At 69.5% G+C, this 17,168-nt stretch carries 13 protein-coding genes and 1 pseudogene; 10 read left to right on the top strand and 4 right to left on the bottom strand.

Translation table 11 applies throughout. The features are described from left to right. The first annotated feature begins 58 nt into the window (after nt 1-58). A complete protein-coding gene (locus ACT3T9_RS12285; RefSeq protein ID WP_444606694.1) occupies nt 59-652 on the top strand; it encodes a hypothetical protein in 594 nt (197 codons plus the stop codon). A gap of 8 nt (nt 653-660) precedes the next feature. Here ACT3T9_RS12285 and ACT3T9_RS12280 read toward each other — a convergent pair whose 3' ends face one another. Beyond that, nucleotides 661-2,412 carry a bifunctional 3'-5' exonuclease/DNA polymerase gene (locus tag ACT3T9_RS12280; RefSeq protein WP_441444054.1) on the bottom strand — a complete coding sequence of 584 codons (1,752 nt, stop codon included), beginning with the start codon at nt 2,410-2,412 and terminating at the stop codon, nt 661-663. A 23-nt stretch (nt 2,413-2,435) separates the two neighbouring features. Further along, a complete protein-coding gene (locus ACT3T9_RS12275; RefSeq protein WP_441444053.1) occupies nt 2,436-3,113 on the bottom strand; it encodes an MBL fold metallo-hydrolase in 678 nt (225 codons plus the stop codon). Between the two features lie 72 nt (nt 3,114-3,185). On the opposite strand from ACT3T9_RS12275, the gene uvrA reads away from it, so the two are divergent. From uvrA to secG, 9 genes are all read left to right on the top strand, one after another. Beyond that, a complete protein-coding gene (gene uvrA, locus ACT3T9_RS12270; protein WP_442331802.1) occupies nt 3,186-6,062 on the top strand; it encodes an excinuclease ABC subunit UvrA in 2,877 nt (958 codons plus the stop codon). Nucleotides 6,063-6,069: 7 nt separating this feature from the next. Next, entirely contained in the window at nt 6,070-8,007 is a 1,938-nt protein-coding gene (gene uvrC, locus ACT3T9_RS12265; RefSeq protein WP_441444051.1) for an excinuclease ABC subunit UvrC, read from the top strand. Nucleotides 8,008-8,051: 44 nt separating this feature from the next. Beyond that, complete coding sequence (gene rapZ / locus ACT3T9_RS12260) at nt 8,052-8,948, top strand: RNase adapter RapZ (protein ID WP_441444050.1); 897 nt, start codon at nt 8,052-8,054, stop codon at nt 8,946-8,948. Next, nucleotides 8,945-10,060 carry a gluconeogenesis factor YvcK family protein gene (locus ACT3T9_RS12255; RefSeq protein ID WP_442332301.1) on the top strand — a complete coding sequence of 372 codons (1,116 nt, stop codon included), beginning with the start codon at nt 8,945-8,947 and terminating at the stop codon, nt 10,058-10,060. Before rapZ ends, ACT3T9_RS12255 begins: the two co-directional genes overlap by 4 nt. After that, on the top strand, nt 10,044-11,042 hold the full coding sequence (gene whiA / locus ACT3T9_RS12250; protein ID WP_441444048.1) for a DNA-binding protein WhiA: 999 nt from the start codon (nt 10,044-10,046) through the stop codon (nt 11,040-11,042). Before ACT3T9_RS12255 ends, whiA begins: the two co-directional genes overlap by 17 nt. A gap of 110 nt (nt 11,043-11,152) precedes the next feature. Next, entirely contained in the window at nt 11,153-12,157 is a 1,005-nt protein-coding gene (gap, locus tag ACT3T9_RS12245) for a type I glyceraldehyde-3-phosphate dehydrogenase (RefSeq protein WP_444606693.1), read from the top strand. A 145-nt stretch (nt 12,158-12,302) separates the two neighbouring features. Then, a complete protein-coding gene (locus tag ACT3T9_RS12240) occupies nt 12,303-13,505 on the top strand; it encodes a phosphoglycerate kinase (protein WP_444606692.1) in 1,203 nt (400 codons plus the stop codon). Continuing rightward, nucleotides 13,502-14,275 (top strand): triose-phosphate isomerase, encoded by a 774-nt coding sequence (gene tpiA / locus ACT3T9_RS12235; protein ID WP_441444046.1) that lies wholly within the window; start codon nt 13,502-13,504, stop codon nt 14,273-14,275. The genes ACT3T9_RS12240 and tpiA overlap by 4 nt, the downstream gene beginning before the upstream one ends. A 198-nt stretch (nt 14,276-14,473) precedes the next feature. Further along, a complete protein-coding gene (gene secG / locus ACT3T9_RS12230; protein WP_441444115.1) occupies nt 14,474-14,716 on the top strand; it encodes a preprotein translocase subunit SecG in 243 nt (80 codons plus the stop codon). 104 nt (nt 14,717-14,820) lie between these two features. Here the strand turns inward: secG and pgl are convergent, their stop codons facing one another. Then, nucleotides 14,821-16,539: a 6-phosphogluconolactonase gene (pgl, locus tag ACT3T9_RS12225; RefSeq protein WP_442332302.1), complete on the bottom strand. Its 1,719-nt coding sequence runs from the start codon at nt 16,537-16,539 to the stop codon at nt 14,821-14,823. After that, nucleotides 16,536-17,168: pseudogene (locus ACT3T9_RS12220) on the bottom strand (glucose-6-phosphate dehydrogenase); the annotation flags it as partial. The pseudogene ACT3T9_RS12220 and the gene pgl, both read right to left, overlap by 4 nt.

Below are 17,168 nucleotides of genomic sequence, written 5' to 3'. Positions count from 1 at the left end.
GATCCGACCGGAGCTCTGACGAGAGCGCATAGGGCCCGGCCCGCGTAGGCTCGACGCCATGCGCGGCGAACAGATCGGCGACCTCGAACAGCACCTTCTGGCCCTCGACGACACCGGCTTCGGGAACACCGAGGGCACCTCCGGGCGCACCCTGCAGCCCTTCAGCATCGCTGCGGCCGAGGGCGCGAGGCAGCTGCTCCGTAAAGCGCTGCTCGCGCTGGCCGACGGTGACGAGGGACGTGCCGCGCGACTCATCGGCCGCGCCGCGCGCCTTCCCCACGACGACCACGAGGATGCGGATCCCGGATATCTCGCCGCACACATGATGCTGTTCGATCTCGTCACCACCGAGATGGAGGAGTCGGTGACCGAGGATGGCAAGGACGATCTCGGCTGGCTTGAAGGCGCCATCGACGTGCTCCGCACCACCGCAGGGCCCGGGCGCTCAGATCTGCGCGACACGCTCCAGGTGATCAGCACCGACTACGAGATCACCGCAACGGAGATGTCCATGATCCGGCCCCTGCTCACCGAGTACACCGAGGGTGACTCGCCCTGGGGGCGGTGGGAACCGGCCGAGGTCCTCGAGCGTCGGATCCGCGCGATCCTGCAGACCTGCCTGGACTACCTCGAAGCTCTCGACGCGCACTGAGCACGAGCTCACTTCTCCGCCGAGCGCTCGCTGATCGTCAGGTCCAGCGGGAAATCGATCGGACTGCCGGGGAACAGCAACCTGCCGGCGGCATTCGCGGATTCCCGGATCGCTTCGGCGGCGGCCTCCGCCTGCTCGGCCGGGGCGTGCACGATCACCTCGTCGTGCAGGAAGAACGCCAGGTGCGCCCTTCGTGCGAACACCGGGCCGGAGGGCGCGGCCGCCTGGGACTCCGCCACCTCCGGGAGCGCCGCGAGCTGGAGCCGCAGCGCCGCCATCCAGGACAGCGCCCACTCTGCGGCGGTGCCCTGGACAACGAAGTTCCGGGTGAACCGGCCGCGGTCCCGGGCGGAGCGCCGCGCCGCCTCCTGCTGACCGACCCCCGCATCGACCTGGTTCGCGGCGCGCTGCGCCTGCGACCAGGCCTCCTCAGGTGCGGGGGAGGAGCGTCCCAGCCAGGTGGTGACCGTCCCGCCGCGCTCTCCGGTCGCCGCCGCGCCGTCGACCAGCGCCATCGCGTCAGGGAAGTTCCGCCGCAGCCGCGGCACCACCCTTCCGCTGTCCCCGGTGGTGCCCCCGTAGAGCGCTCCGAGCACGCCGATCTTCGCCTCCTGCCGCGTGGTGACAATCCCGGCGTCCACGATCCCGGAGTAAAGATCCTTGCCGGCCCCGGCAGCGATCATCGCCCGATCCCCGGACATCGCGGCGAGCACCCGCGGCTCCAGCTGGGCGACATCCGCGCTCACCAGACGCCAGCCCGGATCGGCGCGGAGCGCCGGGCGCAGCTGGCGCGGGATCTGCAGGGCACCACCGCCGCTGGAGGCCCAGCGCCCGGTGACCACCCCGCCGGGCACATAGACGGGGCGATATCGACCCTCATGCACCCATTCATCGAGCCAGGTCCAGCCGTTGGCGGTGAGCAGGCGGGACATCTTCTTGTACCGCAGCAGCGGCTCGATGGCCGGGTGCTCATGCTGCTGCAGCTCCCACTGCGAGGTGGAGGGCACATCGATCCCAGCCCGGTGCAAGGCCCGCAGCAGCTTCGGCGGGGAGTCCAGCGGCACCAGCGGGTCACCGAGAGCGGCCCGCACCTCGGCCCCGGTCTGCACCATCTGCGCTGGCGGCGTGCCGGGGGAGGGGCGTGGCCCGAGGGCGGCGGTGAGGATCCGGTCGTGATGGGCCACGTCCCAGGGAATCCCAGCGGCCTGCAGCTCGGCGGCGATCAGCGCCCCGGCCGACTCCGCGGCGATCAGCAGACGCAGCCGTGCCGGATCGCTCGCGGTGTCGATCGCGGTGCGCTGACGGACGAACTCGGCCAGCGTCTCCTCCGCGTCGGAGGGGACGCCGCCGGAGCGCGGAGAGGCGACATCGAGCTCGAAAAGGGTGGCGCCCTGAGCCTTCACCGGCTCGTGGGGGTCCAGCGGCGTGTCCCAGCCCGTCGCAGCGCGCAGCGCCTGCGCGAATTGGACGAGCTCCGAGTGACAGAGGATCCGGTGGATCAGCCGCAGGTCATGACATCGCTCGAGGGTCACCCCAGCGGCGAGCAGTCGTGGATACCAGGCTGCCGCGTCGCTCCAGACCCAGCGCGGGGCATGCTCCGCCTCGTACCGGGTGACCAGCGCAGTCAGCCCGTCGGCCGCCACCTCCTCCACCCCGAGCGGCCTGCCTTGCCCATCGAGTGCCACGAGCCGTGTGCGCCCGCCAGCGCCGCGACCGAGGACGCACCACGTGGGCGGGACGGCAGGCAGGGAAGAGGGCACAGACGCCGGTGACGAGGGAGGGGTCACCAGCCCCGCTCACGCCAGGCCGGCAGCGAGGGGCGCTCGGCGCCGAGCGTGGTGTCATCCCCGTGGCCCGGGTACACCCACGTCTCGTCCCCGAGTCGGTCGAAGATCCGCTCCTCGACGTCGTCCATGAGCTGCGCGAAGCGCTGCGGATCCTGCTCCGTGTTGCCCACCCCGCCCGGGAACAGAGAATCTCCGGTGAAGAGGTGATCGCCCTCATCCCCGGCGCGCAGCAGCACCGCGACCGAGCCCGGGGTGTGGCCCCGCAGGTGGATGATCTCGACCTGCTGCTGCCCGAATCGGAGCACGTCACCGTGGGCGAGGGGGAGGTCGATCCGTTCGGTGATCTCCTTGGCATCCGCCTCCCCGGCGGCCGTGCGGGCACCGGTGGCGCCCATCATCTCCGCGAGCGCCCCCACATGGTCGTGATGGCTGTGCGTGGTCACGATGAGGTCCAGCACGTTGTGCTCCCCACCGGCGGCGACCATGCGGCGCAGCGCGTCGGGATCCGCAGCGGCGTCGATCAGCAGCTGAGCTCCCGAGGCCCGACAGGTCAGCAGGTAGGCGTTGTTGTTCATCGGGCCCACGGAGAGCTTGCGGATCTGCAGGTGGCGGAGGTCGCGCACCATCGGCTCGCCTCCGGGTTCAACGTGTCCGGTGTACTCGTGATCGCTCATGGGCCCAGTATGTCGTCCACCTCTCCTCCGAACAACTGTTCGAAGGTGGGTGTTCGCCTCTAGAATGGTCCGGTGACTGAATCTCTGGTCGTCCGTGGTGCGCGCGAGCACAACCTCAAGAACATCGACATCGACATCCCCCGCAACAAGCTGGTGGTGTTCTCCGGCCTGTCCGGGTCGGGCAAGAGCTCCCTGGCCTTCGACACCATCTTCGCCGAGGGACAGCGCCGCTACGTGGAGTCGCTCTCCGCCTATGCCCGGCAGTTCCTGGGTCAGATGGACAAGCCGTCCGTCGACCTCATCGAGGGGCTGTCCCCTGCGGTGTCGATCGATCAGAAGTCGACCAACCGCAACCCCCGCTCGACGGTCGGCACCATCACCGAGATCTACGACTACCTGCGTCTGCTGTTCTCCCGCACCGGCGAGCAGCACTGCCCCGTCTGCGGTGAGAAGGTCAGCTCCTCCTCCGCGGAGCAGATCGTGGACACCCTCCTCGGCGAGGAGCCCGGCACCCGGTTCCAGCTGCTGGCCCCCGTGGTCCAGGGCCGCAAGGGCGAGCACGTGGACCTCCTCAGCTCGCTGCGCTCCCAGGGTTTCGCCCGCGCCCGCATCGACGGGGAGAACCGCCGGCTCGACGAGGAGATCACCCTCGACAAGAAGTTCAAGCACACCATCGAGGTGGTGGTGGACCGCCTCGCCGCGAAGCCGGACTCCCGCCGCCGCCTCACCGACTCCGTCGAGACCGCGCTGCGGCTCGCCGAGGGGATCCTGTCCGTCGACTTCGTGGACCTGGACGAGAAGGATCCGGACCGGATCCGCCGCTTCTCCGAGAAGCGCGCCTGCCCCAACGACCACCCGCTCGCGATCGACGACATCGAGCCGCGCACCTTCTCGTTCAACGCGCCCTACGGCGCCTGCCCCGAGTGCACCGGGCTCGGCCAGCGGCTCGAGGTCGACCCCGAGCTCGTGATCCCGGATGAGGACCTCACCCTCGCCGAGGGCGCGATCGCGCCCTGGACGATGGGCTCCACCGACCGTCACCTCGAGGTGATGGCCGGCCTCGCCGAGGAGCTGAGCTTCTCGATGGACACCCCCTGGCGTGCCCTGCCCGAGCGGGCGCAGGAAGCGCTGCTGCACGGCAAGGACCACAAGGTCCACGTGAAGTACCGCAACCGCTTCGGCCGCGAGCGCACCTATTCGACCGGCTTCGAGGGTGTGATGCACTTCCTCGAGCGGCGCCACTCCGACACCGAGTCGAACTGGGCCAAGGACCGCTACGAGCAGTTCATGCGCGAGGTCCCGTGCCCGGCCTGCAAGGGTGCCCGGCTGCGACCCGAGGTGCTCGCCGTGACCGTCGGCGGGCGCTCCATCGCCGAGGTCACCGAGATGTCGATCCGTGAGGCGCACGCCTTCCATGACAGCCTCGAGCTCGGGGTGCGGGAGGCGCAGATCGCCGACGAGGTGCTGCGCGAGATCCGCTCCCGGCTCGGCTTCCTGCTCGACGTGGGCCTGGACTATCTCTCCCTCGCCCGTGCCGCCGGCACCCTCTCCGGCGGTGAGGCCCAGCGCATCCGCCTGGCCACCCAGATCGGTTCCGGCCTGGTGGGCGTGCTGTATGTGCTCGACGAGCCGTCGATCGGCCTGCACCAGCGCGACAACGAGCGGCTCATCGTCACCCTCGAGCGGCTGCGCGATCTGGGCAACACCCTGATCGTGGTCGAGCATGACGAGGACACCCTCAACGCCGCGGACTGGGTGGTGGACATCGGCCCGCTGGCCGGCGAGCACGGCGGCGAGGTCGTCTACTCCGGCCTGGTGGAAGGGCTCAAGCAGCACGAGACCAGCCTCACCGGCCGGTACCTCTCCGGAGCGCTCGAGATCCCGCTGCCGGAGTCCCGCCGAGAGATCGACAAGGAGCGGATGCTCAAGGTCGTCGCCCCACGCGCCAATAACCTCGTCGGGCAGGACGTCTCCTTCCCCCTCGGCGTGCTCACCGCCGTCACCGGCGTCTCCGGCTCCGGAAAGTCGTCGCTGGTCAACGACATCCTCTACGCGGTGCTCGCTAAGGAGCTGAACCGCGCCCGGATCGTCCCCGGCCGCCACAAGCGGGTCGCCGGCCTCGAGCACCTCGACAAGGTCGTGCACGTGGACCAGTCGCCGATCGGCCGCACCCCGCGCTCGAACCCCGCCACCTACACCGGGGTCTGGGACCGGGTGCGCACCCTGTTCGCCCAGACCAACGAGGCGAAGATCCGCGGGTACACCGCCGGGCGCTTCTCCTTCAACGTCAAGGGAGGCCGTTGCGAGGCCTGCTCCGGCGATGGCACGTTGAAGATCGAGATGAACTTCCTGCCGGACGTCTACGTCCAGTGCGAGGTCTGCAAGGGCCAGCGCTACAACCGCGAGACCCTCGAGGTGAAGTTCAAGGACAAGAACGTCGCCGAGGTGCTGGGCATGTCCATCGCCGAGTCGCTCGAGTTCTTCGACGCGGTCCCCGCGATCCGCCGCCAGATGCAGACCCTCGTCGACGTGGGCCTGGGCTACGTCAAGCTCGGCCAGTCCGCGACCACCCTCTCGGGCGGCGAGGCGCAGCGGGTGAAGCTCTCCTCCGAGCTGCACAAACGCTCCAACGGACGCACCATCTACGTGCTGGACGAACCCACCACGGGCCTGCACTTCGAGGACGTCCGCAAGCTCCTCGAGGTGCTGAACGGCCTGGTCGACAAGGGCAACTCGGTGATCGTCATCGAGCACAACCTCGACGTCATCAAGACCGCCGACCACGTCATCGACCTCGGCCCCGAGGGCGGTTCGGGCGGCGGCCGCATCGTCGCCACCGGCACCCCCGAGCAGGTGGCGGAGACCCCGGGCTCCTACACCGGGCACTTCCTCGCCCCGATGCTCGCCACGGGACGAGCAGGCCGCACCCCGAGAAGCACCGAGCGCTGAGCACACCGTGGCAGATCCGGCGACCTACCGTCCCGCCACCGGGACCATCCCGACCCGGCCCGGGGTGTACCGCTTCCGGGACGAGCACGGCCGGGTCATCTATGTGGGCAAGGCGAAGAACCTCCGCCAGCGCCTGGTCAACTACTTCCAGGATCTCGCGGTCCTCCACGAACGCACCCGGCGGATGGTCACCACCGCCGCGAGCGTCGAATGGACCGTGGTGGGCACCGAGGTGGAGGCGCTCACCCTCGAGTACACCTGGATCAAGGAGTTCGACCCGCGTTTCAACGTCAAGTTCCGCGACGACAAGTCCTACCCGTACCTGGTGATCACGATGGGGGAGCAGGTGCCCCGGGTGCACATCACCCGTCGGCCCCGCGCCAAGGGTGACCGCACCTTCGGGCCCTACCCGCAGGTGGGCGCGATCCGCGAGACCCTCGACCTGATGCTGCGGGTCTTCCCGATCCGGTCCTGCACCGCAGGGGTGTATCGCCGCGCCGAGCGCGCCGGGCGGCCCTGCCTGCTGGGCTTCATCGGCAAATGCGCCGCCCCCTGCGTCGGAGACATCTCCGAGGACGAGCACCGCCGCCTCGCCGAGCAGTTCGCGGACTTCATGGCCGGCAACACCTCGAAGTACACCCGCCGCATCGAGCAGCAGATGAAGGGCGCCGCCGCGGCGATGGACTATGAGACCGCCGCGAGCCTGCGCGACGACCTCAAGGCGCTGAACAAGGTCATGGAGAAGAACTCCGTGGTGCTCTCCGACGCCACCGACGCGGACCTCGTGGGCCTCGCGCAGGACGAGCTCGAAGCCTCCGTGCAGGTCTTCCATGTGCGCGGCGGCAGGATCCGCGGCCAGCGCGGCTGGACCGCGGAGATTCTCGACGAATCCACCGGGCCCGACCTCATCGAGCGCGCGCTGACCACCCTGTACGCCGAGAGCCCGGCACCCAAGGAGGTGCTGGTCCCGATCCTGCCCCGGAACCGCGAGCAGGTGCTCGAGCTGATGGGCCCGCGAACTGACCTGCGGGTCCCGCAGCGCGGCGAGAAGAAGGACCTGCTGCTCACCGTCGGCGAGAACGCGACCGAGGCGCTGCGGCTGCACCGTCTGAAGCGCACCGGCGATCTCACCGCCCGCACCAAGGCGCTCGAGGACCTGGGGGAGGCGCTCGACCTCGCCGAGCCGCCGCTGCGGATCGAGTGCTTCGACATCTCCCATTCCCATGGCACCAACGTGGTCGGGTCCCAGGTGGTCTTCGAGGACGGCCTGCCCAAGAAGAGCGAGTACCGCCGCTACGCCGTCAGCGGCGAGGCAGCCCGCGACGACACCGCCTCCATGTACGACGTCATCTCCCGGCGGCTCAAGCACCACCTGGACCCGCCCGAGCCGGCAGAGGAGGAGCAGGGACGGTACCGGCGCTTCGCCTACCCGCCCTCGCTGATCCTGGTCGACGGCGGCCCGCCCCAGGTCGCCGCCGCCCAGCGTGCCTTCGACGACCTCGGCATCACCGACATCGCCCTGGCCGGCATCGCCAAGCGGCTCGAAGAGATCTGGCTGCCCGGGGACGACTACCCGGTGATCCTGCCGCGCACCAGCGAAGCGCTCTTCCTGGTCCAGCGCCTGCGTGACGAGGCGCACCGCTTCGCGATCACCTACCACCGATCCAAGCGCGGTCGCGCCATGCAGGCCAGCGCCCTGGACGGCATCCCCGGGCTCGGCCCCGCCCGTCGACGGGCGCTCCTGGATCGCTTCGTGACCGTCTCCGCGATCCGTGCGGCGAGCGAGGAGGAGCTGGCTCGGGTCAACGGGATCGGACCCGCGTTGGCCGCGCAGATCGCGCTCGCGCTACGATCCGACCAGGGGGACCAGGCGCAGGCAGTCCTCGAGGACGGCGAGCTCGCTGTCACCGTGGACATGGCGACCGGCGAGATCCTCGACCGCTGACCAGCTGCACCCACCCCCTGTCCCCGACCCCGGAAGGAGCGCTCGTGACCGAGGAGCCCGTACTGACCCCCACCACTGACACCCGGGGTGACGTCGTCATCATCACCGGCCTCGCCGGTGCCGGGAGGGAGACCGCCGCCCACGCCCTGGAGGACATGGGCTGGTACGTCGTCTACAACATCGCGCCGCAGCTGATCGGGACGCTATATGAGCTGCGCGCCACCGCCGTGGGCCGCGAGAACCGCTTCGCCGTGGTCGTCGACCCCCGCTCCGGCCCCTTCTTCAGCGAGCTCTCCGATGTGGTCGCCGATCTGCGCAAGGCCGATCTGCGCCTGCGCCTGGTGTTCCTCACCGCCGACGAATCCACGCTCGTGCGTCGCTTCGACTCGGTGCGCCGTCCCCACCCGCTGCAGGGGGAGGAGGGCGTGCTGGAGGGAATCCGCCGGGAGCGCGAGATGCTCGCCCCCTACCGGCGGATGGCAGACCTGGTCATCGACACCTCCCCCCTGAACGTGCACCAGCTCACGATGAAGATGCGCACCGTCTTCGGCACCAGCGAGGAGCAGCAGCTCACCGTGACGATGCTCTCCTTCGGCTTCAAGTACGGGATCCCGCTCGAAGCCGATCACGTCAGCGACGTCCGGTTCATCCCCAACCCCTACTGGGTCCCTGAGCTCCGACCGAAGCGGGGCACCGACCCCGAGGTGGCGGATTTCGTCCTGAAGGACGCCAACGCGCAGGAGTTCGTGGACCGCTACCTCGAGATGATCCGTCCGGTGCTGCGTGGCTACGGCGCCGAGAACAAGCACTTCACCACGCTCGCGATCGGCTGCACCGGCGGCAAGCACCGCTCGGTCGCGGTCTCGGAGAAGATCGGCGAGGAGCTGCGCCGCAGCGGCCACGCCGTACGGATCCGCCACCGCGATCTGGGGCGCGAATGAGCATCGCACCGCGCGCCCGGGGATCTCGCCTCCGGGGCGCGGATCGCTCCGCCAGTGCGCGGCGGGGTCGGCGCGGCGATCCGCAGCGCCCGTTGCGGGTGGTCGCTCTCGGCGGCGGTCACGGCCTGGCCGCGAACCTGCGCGCCCTGCGGCTGTTGGCCGATGACATCACCGCCGTGGTGACCGTCGCCGACAACGGCGGCTCCTCCGGACGGATCCGGACCGAGATGCCGGTGCTGCCCCCCGGGGACCTGCGGATGGCGCTCGCGGCGCTCTGCGAGGACTCCGACTGGGGCTCCATCTGGGGCGATGTGATCCAGCACCGCTTCGCGACCGATGGCGAGCTCGACGGGCACGCCCTGGGCAACCTCCTGATCGTCGCGCTGTGGCAGATCCTCGAGGACCCGGTCGAGGCGCTCGATCAGATGGCAGAGCTGCTCGGCGCCAGAGGACGGGTGCTGCCGATGGCCCTGGACCCCCTCGATATCGAGGCCCAGGTGCGCGGCGCCGACGGCACTCTGCGCACGGTCTCCGGTCAGTGGCAGGTCGCGACCGCGGAGGGAAGGGTCGAGGACATCCGGCTGATCCCCGAGCGGCCACGGGTCCCGCAGGACGTGATCGACGCGCTGGGCCGCGCAGACTGGATCATCGTCGGCCCCGGCTCCTGGTACACCTCCGTGCTGCCTCATCTGATGATCCCCGAGATCGCCGAGGCGATCCGCACCAGCCCCGCCCGGCGCTGCATCACCACCAACCTCTCGGTGGGGTCGCAGGAGGCAGAGGGCATGACCAGCCTGGACATGCTCGATGTGCTCCTGGAACGAGCCCAGGGGTGCCGCTTCGATGCGCTCCTGGCGGATCCCACTACCCTCGAGGACGCCCTCGAGCTGGCGGAGGCGGCCCAGGCCCGCGGGATCCGCACCCTGCTGCGCCAGGTGAGCGTGGGGGACGGTACACCGCACCATGACCCGGTGCGGCTCGCCGCCGCGTACCGTGATCTCTTCGACGACGCCTACGGCGATGTCGAGCCCGACCATGAGGGCACCGAGCACCGCATCACGGGGGCACAGCCCCCCACCATCGAGGAGGACTTGCATGGCTCTGACGGGTGAGGCGAAGGAGGAGCTGAGCCACCTCGAGGTGAGCCGGCCCTCCGCCCGCAAGGCAGAGGCTGCAGCGATGCTCCGCTTCGCCGGCGGATTGCACCTGGTTGCCGGGAAGGTGGTGGTCGAGGCGGAGCTGGATTCCGCCGCGGTCGCCCGGCGTCTGCACGGGATCATCGCCGACATGTACGGCCACCGGGCCGAGCTCGCGGTCCTGGCCCCCTCCGGCATCCGCCGCACCACTCGCTACATCGTGCGGGTCGAACGCGAGGGCGGCATGCTCGCGCGGCAGACCGGCCTGCTCGATGCCCGCGGCCGACCGGTGCGGGGGATGCCCCCCTTCGTGGTCGGCGGGGCGACGGTCGACGCGGAGGCCGCCTGGCGCGGAGCCTTCCTGGCCCGGGGGATGCTCACCGAGCCGGGACGCTCCTCAGCGCTGGAGCTGTCCTGCCCGGGCCCCGAGGTCGCGCTCGCGATGGTCGGGGCCGCCCGCCGGCTGGGCGTCGCCTCCAAGGCGCGCGAGGCACGAGGGACCGATCGCGTGGTGCTGCGGGACGGAGACGCGATCTCCATGCTGCTGACCCGCATGGGGGCGCACGAGACCGTCAAGAGCTGGGAGGAGCGCCGCACCAAGCGAGAGGTCAAGGCGACCGCGCATCGACTGGCGAACTTCGACGACGCGAATCTGCGCCGCTCCGCCCGCGCGGCGGTCGCTGCCGGGCAGCGGGTGCAGCGGGCGCTGGAGATCCTCGGTGATGAGGTCCCCGAGCATCTGCAGGCGGCGGGCCAGCTTCGCCTCGAGCACCGTCAGGCGAGCCTCGAGGAGCTCGGCCGTCTGGCGGATCCGCCCCTCACCAAGGACGCCGTGGCCGGGCGGATCCGGCGCCTGCTCGCCACTGCGGACAAGCGCGCGGAGGATCTGGGCATGCCCGGAACCGACCACGGAGTGGACGAGGACCGATTACCCCCGTCACCGGACCCAGGACGTTGATAAGATCGTCGTGGTCGTCGGTCACTTCCGGCGCCGTCCGAGCGTACAAGGGCGTGCGCACCATGTCAGTACCGGAATTTCGCAGTTCTCTGCGAATCTAGGAGGAACCCTTGACCATCAAGGTTGGAATCAACGGATTCGGCCGCATCGGCCGTAACTTCCTGCGCGCCGCACTCGAGCAGAAGGCCGACATCCAGATCGTCGGTGTGAACGACCTCACTAACAACGCCGCGCTCGCGAATCTCATCAAGTACGACTCGATCGGTGGCGTGCTGCCCTACGACGTCTCGTACGACGACGACTCGATCACCGTCGGGGAGAACACCATCAAGGCGTTCGCCGAGCGCGATCCCAAGAACATCCCGTGGGGCGAGATCGGTGCGGACGTCGTCATCGAGTCCACCGGCATCTTCACCGACGCCGAGAAGGCCAAGGCCCACCTCGAGGCCGGCGCCAAGAAGGTCATCATCTCGGCCCCCGGCAAGAACGAGGACGGCACCTTCGTCATCGGTGTGAACGAGGGCGACTACGACCCCGCGAACCACCACATCATCTCCAACGCGTCCTGCACGACCAACAGCCTCGCCCCCGTGGCCAAGGTGCTGAACGACGAGTTCGGGATCGTCAAGGGTCTGATGACCACCGTCCACGCCTACACCTCGGACCAGGTGCTGCAGGACGGCCCCCACTCGGACCCCCGCCGTGCACGTGCGGCCGCGCTGAACATCGTCCCGACCACCACCGGTGCGGCCAAGGCCGTGGCGCTGGTGCTGCCGGAGCTCAAGGGCAAGCTGGACGGCTACTCGCTGCGCGTTCCGGTCCCCACCGGCTCGATCACCGACCTCACCTTCGAGGCATCGCGCGAGGTCTCCGTCGAGGAGATCAACGCCGCCATCAAGAAGGCTGCAGAGGGCCCGCTGAAGGGGATCCTGCGCTACACCGAGGATCCGATCGTCTCCAAGGACATCGAGGGCGATCCGCACTCCTCGATCTTCGACAGCCAGCTCACCAAGGTGAACGGCAACCTGGTGAAGGTCTTCACCTGGTACGACAACGAGTGGGGCTTCTCCAACCGCCTCGTCGAGCTCTCGCAGCTCGTGGGCAAGTCCCTCTGATCCACCGGTCGTCGTACTGACGACCCGGATCACCCCGGAGCCCACCGGTCACCACCCCGAAGGGTCGGTGGCCGGTGGGCTCCGGTCGTCTCACGAGTCCGCGCCGAGCGATGGCGCGTTCGCCCGAACCTGAAGGAGCACCATCGTGCTGAAGACCATCGACTCGCTCGGAGAGCTGCGCGGCAAGCGCGTGCTCGTCCGGGCTGATCTGAACGTCCCGCTGGACGGGACCACCATCACCGATGACGGTCGCATCCGCGCCGCCCTGCCCACCCTCACCCGGCTGGTCGAAGCCGGTGCACGGGTCGCCGTGATCTCCCACCTCGGCCGCCCCAAAGGCGCACCGGAGGACAAGTACTCCCTGAAGCCGGTCGTGGGCCGTCTCGGCGAGCTGCTGGGCCAGGACGTCGCCTTCGCGACGGACACCGTCGGCAGCTCCGCGCAGGAGGTCGTGGCCGGGCTTGAGGATGGCCAGGTGGCCGTGCTCGAAAACCTGCGGTTCAACCCGGGGGAGACCTCGAAGGACGAGTCGGAGCGGCTCGCCTTCGCCGAGCAGCTCGCCGCCCTCGGTGATGCCTTCGTCTCCGACGGCTTCGGCGTCGTCCACCGCAAGCAGGCCTCCGTGTACGAGCTCGCCACCCTGCTGCCCTCGGCCGCCGGTGAGCTGGTGCTGCGTGAGGTGGAGTCCCTGCGCAAGGTCACCGATTCTCCGGAGCGCCCCTTCGTGGTGGTGCTCGGCGGTGCGAAGATCGCCGACAAGCTCGGAGTCATCGACAGCCTGCTGGGCAAGGCCGATCGCATCCTGATCGGCGGCGGCATGGCCTACACCTTCCAGAAGGCGCAGGGCTACGAGGTCGGCAAGTCGCTGCTCGACGAGAGCAAGCTTGACGTGGTGCGCGAGTACCTCGAGCGCGGCGAGAAGAACGGTGTCGAGCTGGTCCTGCCCGTCGACACGGTGGTGGCACCCGAGTTCTCCGCCGACGCGCCCGCGACGGTGGTCCCCTCCTCCGAGATCCCCTCGGATCAGGAGGGCATGGACATCGGCCCGGAGACGGCGAAGCTGTTCGGCGAGAAGATCGCCGATGCAGCGACCGTGTTCTGGAACGGCCCGATGGGTGTCTTCGAGTTCGAGAGCTTCGCCAAGGGCACCTCGAGCGTCGCGGATGTGCTCTCGAAGGCTCCCGGCTATACCGTGGTCGGCGGTGGCGACTCCGCCGCCGCGGTCCGCATCCTCGGATTCGACGAATCCCTCTACTCGCACATCTCCACCGGCGGCGGCGCGAGCCTCGAGCTCATCGAGGGCAAGGACCTGCCGGGCATCTCAATCCTCGAGGAGGACTCCAAGTGACGACCCGTACCCCGCTGATGGCGGGCAACTGGAAGATGAATCTCGACTGGAAGCAGGGCCTGTCCCTGGTCGAGGAGCTGGGAGAACAGCTCAAGGGTCTCGACACCTCGGTCGTCGAGACCGTCGTGCTCCCCCCGTTCGTGGACCTGCGCACCGTGCAAGTCGCCGTGGACGCCGGCAAGCTGCCGATCGCCTACGGCGCGCAGGACATCTCCGAGCACGAGTCCGGTGCCTACACCGGCGAGGTCTCGGGGCAGATGCTGAAGACCCTGGGCTGCACCTATGTCGCCGTCGGCCACTCGGAGCGTCGCCAGTACCACGGCGAGGACGAGCAGGTCACGAACGCTAAGGTTCGGGCAGCCTTCGCCGCGGGGCTCACCCCGATCCTGTGCGTCGGAGAGCCGCTCGAGGAGCGCAAGGCCGGGAACCATGTCCCGTTCACCCTCGCGCAGCTCACGGGCGGCATCGAGGGTCTGACCGCCGAGCAGGCGGCGAAGATCGTCATCGCCTATGAGCCCGTGTGGGCGATCGGCACCGGCGAGGTGGCCAGTGCAGACGACGCGCAGGAGGTCTGCCAGGCGATCCGCGAGGCGCTGCGCGAGCTGCACGGCGATGTCGTCGCCGACGCGGTCCGCGTCCTCTACGGCGGCAGCGTGAAGTCGTCCAACGTGGTCGAGCTGATGGGCAAGGCCGATGTCGATGGCGCCCTCGTCGGCGGAGCCTCGCTCAAGGCCGAGGAGTTCGCCAAGATCGCGGGCTTCCAGGGCTGAGCGACGTACTGCGAGCTTGCGAGCGGTAGAAGCTCAGCAGGTTCAGCGCAGGCTGAGCGACGTACTGCGAGCTTGCGAGCGGTAGAAGCTCAGCAGGCGAGAGCCTTGCCACGCGGGCCGGACCCAGTACGGGTCCGGCCCGTGCCGTATGCTGGATCAGTCCGTCGTACCCCGTGGAAGGTGCCTGCACTCGTGGATCTGCCCCTGCTGAAGCTCATCCTTCAGGTCATGCTGGCCGTCCTCGGTCTGCTCACGATCATGTTCGTCCTGCTGCATAAGGGACGTGGCGGCGGGCTCTCCGATATGTTCGGCGGCGGTGTCTCCTCCAATGCGAGCGCCTCTGGGGTGGCCGAGCGCAATCTCAACCGCCTCACGGTGGGTGTCGCGGTCAGCTGGGGCGTGTGCGCAGTCGGCCTGGGCATCGTGGAGAAGCTGCTCTGAGCCTTCGCCTCCGGTCTCTTAAAGGCCGCTGAGTCGTATGAGAAGGGCCGGTCACCATGGTGGTGACCGGCCCTTCTCGCGTTCTCAGCGTCCCGTGGGACTGCTCATTGCGGCAGCTGCCCGGCGGCGGCGGCGTCGAGGAACCAGGTCGTCGACTCCAGGCCGCGCACTGCCGAGGCAGGGACTTCCCAGGGGTTGATGTCCTGGTGACCGTCGCGCACCGCGCCGGCCTTCTCCTCGCCGGCGACCAGCAGTGCCACATGGCGGGAGGAGTTCAGCACCGGCCACGTCAGCGAGATCCGCTCCGAGGGCGGCTTCGGCGAGTCGGTGACCCCGATCGCGCTCGCTGCCACCTGTCGCTGATCCGGATGCTCGGGGAACAGCGAGGCGATATGACCGTCAGGTCCCACGCCCAGCATCACCACATCGAAGAACGCCCGGCCGCGGGTGCGGAACGGCTGATCGCCGCCCATCTGGTCCAGCTGCTGCCCGTACCAGGCGGCGGCGTCGTCCAGTGACATGCCGTCCGCGGGGGAGGGCATCACATGGATGTTGCGGGCCGGAAGCCCGGACTCGGCCTGGAGCGGCGCGAGCAGCGAGTCACGCACCGCCACCTCGTTGCGATCCTCGGAGTCCGAGGCCACGAAGCGTTCGTCGCCCCACCACAGGTGCAGGCGGCTCGCATCGACCCCTGCGGCGTCCAGCGCTGCGGGCAGCGCAGCGGCGGTCTTGGTGCCGACCGTCCCGCCGGTGAGCACCAGGTGCGCGAGCGGACGCTCCTCGAGGGCGGCTGCGAGCTGCTTCGCGGTGTGCTCTGCGGCAGCGGCCGCGACCCCGTCCGCGTCGGGCAGCACCTGGTCGACGGGATCGGGCTTGCCCCCGGCGAAGGTGGCGGTGTCATCGATGCTGCTGTACGTGGTGGCGAGCACCTCGCCGTAGACCTCGTCGGGGTCCAGTCGGCGCAGCTCCTCGGTGATGAGCTCAGCGAGCGTGCGGCGCGGCATGGTGACGTGCTGTCCGGTGTCGTCACCGGGGAGCTTCATCACGATCGAGGCGTCATCGACCCGGGTGAGGTCGATGGTGCCGTCCTGGCGGACCAGACGGACGCTGTGCACACCCGCATAGTCGACGTCGCCGCCGTTGGGGGGCAGCACCTCCGCCTCGACCCCGAGGGCGTGCTCGAGCCAGCCGGCCATGAGCACCACCGAGGGGTTGTCGACCGTGCCGGCGACCTCCACCTTGGTGGGGGTCGAGATCGGCGGGACCTCGTAGGCGCTCGCGACCAGTCCGCGCCAGCGGGTCAGCCGCGCCCAGGCGAAGTCGGAGTCGCCGCTGGCGTAGCCGCGGCGCAGCCGCTTGAGGGTCCCCAGCGGGTCCTGGCAGGCGGCGGAGTCGGTGATGCGACGCTGGGACATCGAACCCAGCACGTCATGGATGGGGGAGGAGGGAGCATTCTCCGGCCACCAGGTCACGATCGGGGCATCGGGGAGCAGCAGCGCCATCACCAGGGTGTCCAGCGACCACAGCACGTCCCCGCGGGCACGCAGGATCACGATCTCCCCGGCGCCGGCGTCACGGCCCACCCGGATCTCCGCGTCCAGGCCGGAGTTCTCAGCCTCCGGCTCCGCATCGACCACGATCACCCGGGCAGGATGCTCGTGGCTGGCGGCGATGGCCGCCTCGAGCGGCTCCTCGACATCGCCGGTGGCGACGATGATCAGGGTGAGGACCCGGCCGATGGTGTTCGCGCCGAACGTCTCCCGCATCTCGATCATCTGCTTGTTGATCGCCGATGCGGTGGTGTCGGTCAGGGTGGTGATCACGGTCGCCTCCAGGTACGCCCGTCGAGGGCGAGCATCTCGTGCGCGGTATCGGGGCCCCAGGTGCCGGGGCGGTAAGGAGCGGGGTCGAGGTTCTGGGCCCAGAACTCGGTGATGGGGTCGAGGATCTTCCAGGAGAGCTCGACCTCCTTCTGCCGCGGGAACAGCGGCGGGTCCCCGAGCAGCATGTCCAGGATCAGCCGCTCGTACGCCTCCGGTGACTCCTCGGTGAAGTTCATGCCGTAGGCGAAGTCCATGGTCACGTCCCGCACCTCCATCTGGGTGCCGGGGACCTTCGAGCCGAAGCGCATGGTGACGCCCTCATCGGGCTGGACCCTGATGACGATCGCGTTCTGACCCAGATCCGCGGTGTCCGTGGAGCGGAACGGCAGGAACGGGGCACGCTTGAAGACGACTGCGATCTCGGTGACGCGGCGGCCCAGCCGTTTGCCTGCACGGAGGTAGAAGGGGACACCGGCCCAGCGGCGGGTGGCGATGTCCAGGCGCATCGCGGCGAAGGTCTCGGTGGTGGAATCGGCGGGGATGCCGTCCTCCTCGAGATAGGGACGCACCTGCTCGCCTCCCTGCCAGCCGCCCACGTACTGGCCGCGAGCGGTGTGCGCCGCCAGATC

This window comes from Brachybacterium sp. AOP29-B2-41, from assembly GCF_052378395.1.
In the GTDB taxonomy this organism is placed as follows: Bacteria; Actinomycetota; Actinomycetes; order Actinomycetales; family Dermabacteraceae; genus Brachybacterium.
The sequence above is the reverse complement of the archived record's forward strand: the minus strand, read 5'-3'. Positions and strand labels throughout refer to the sequence as shown.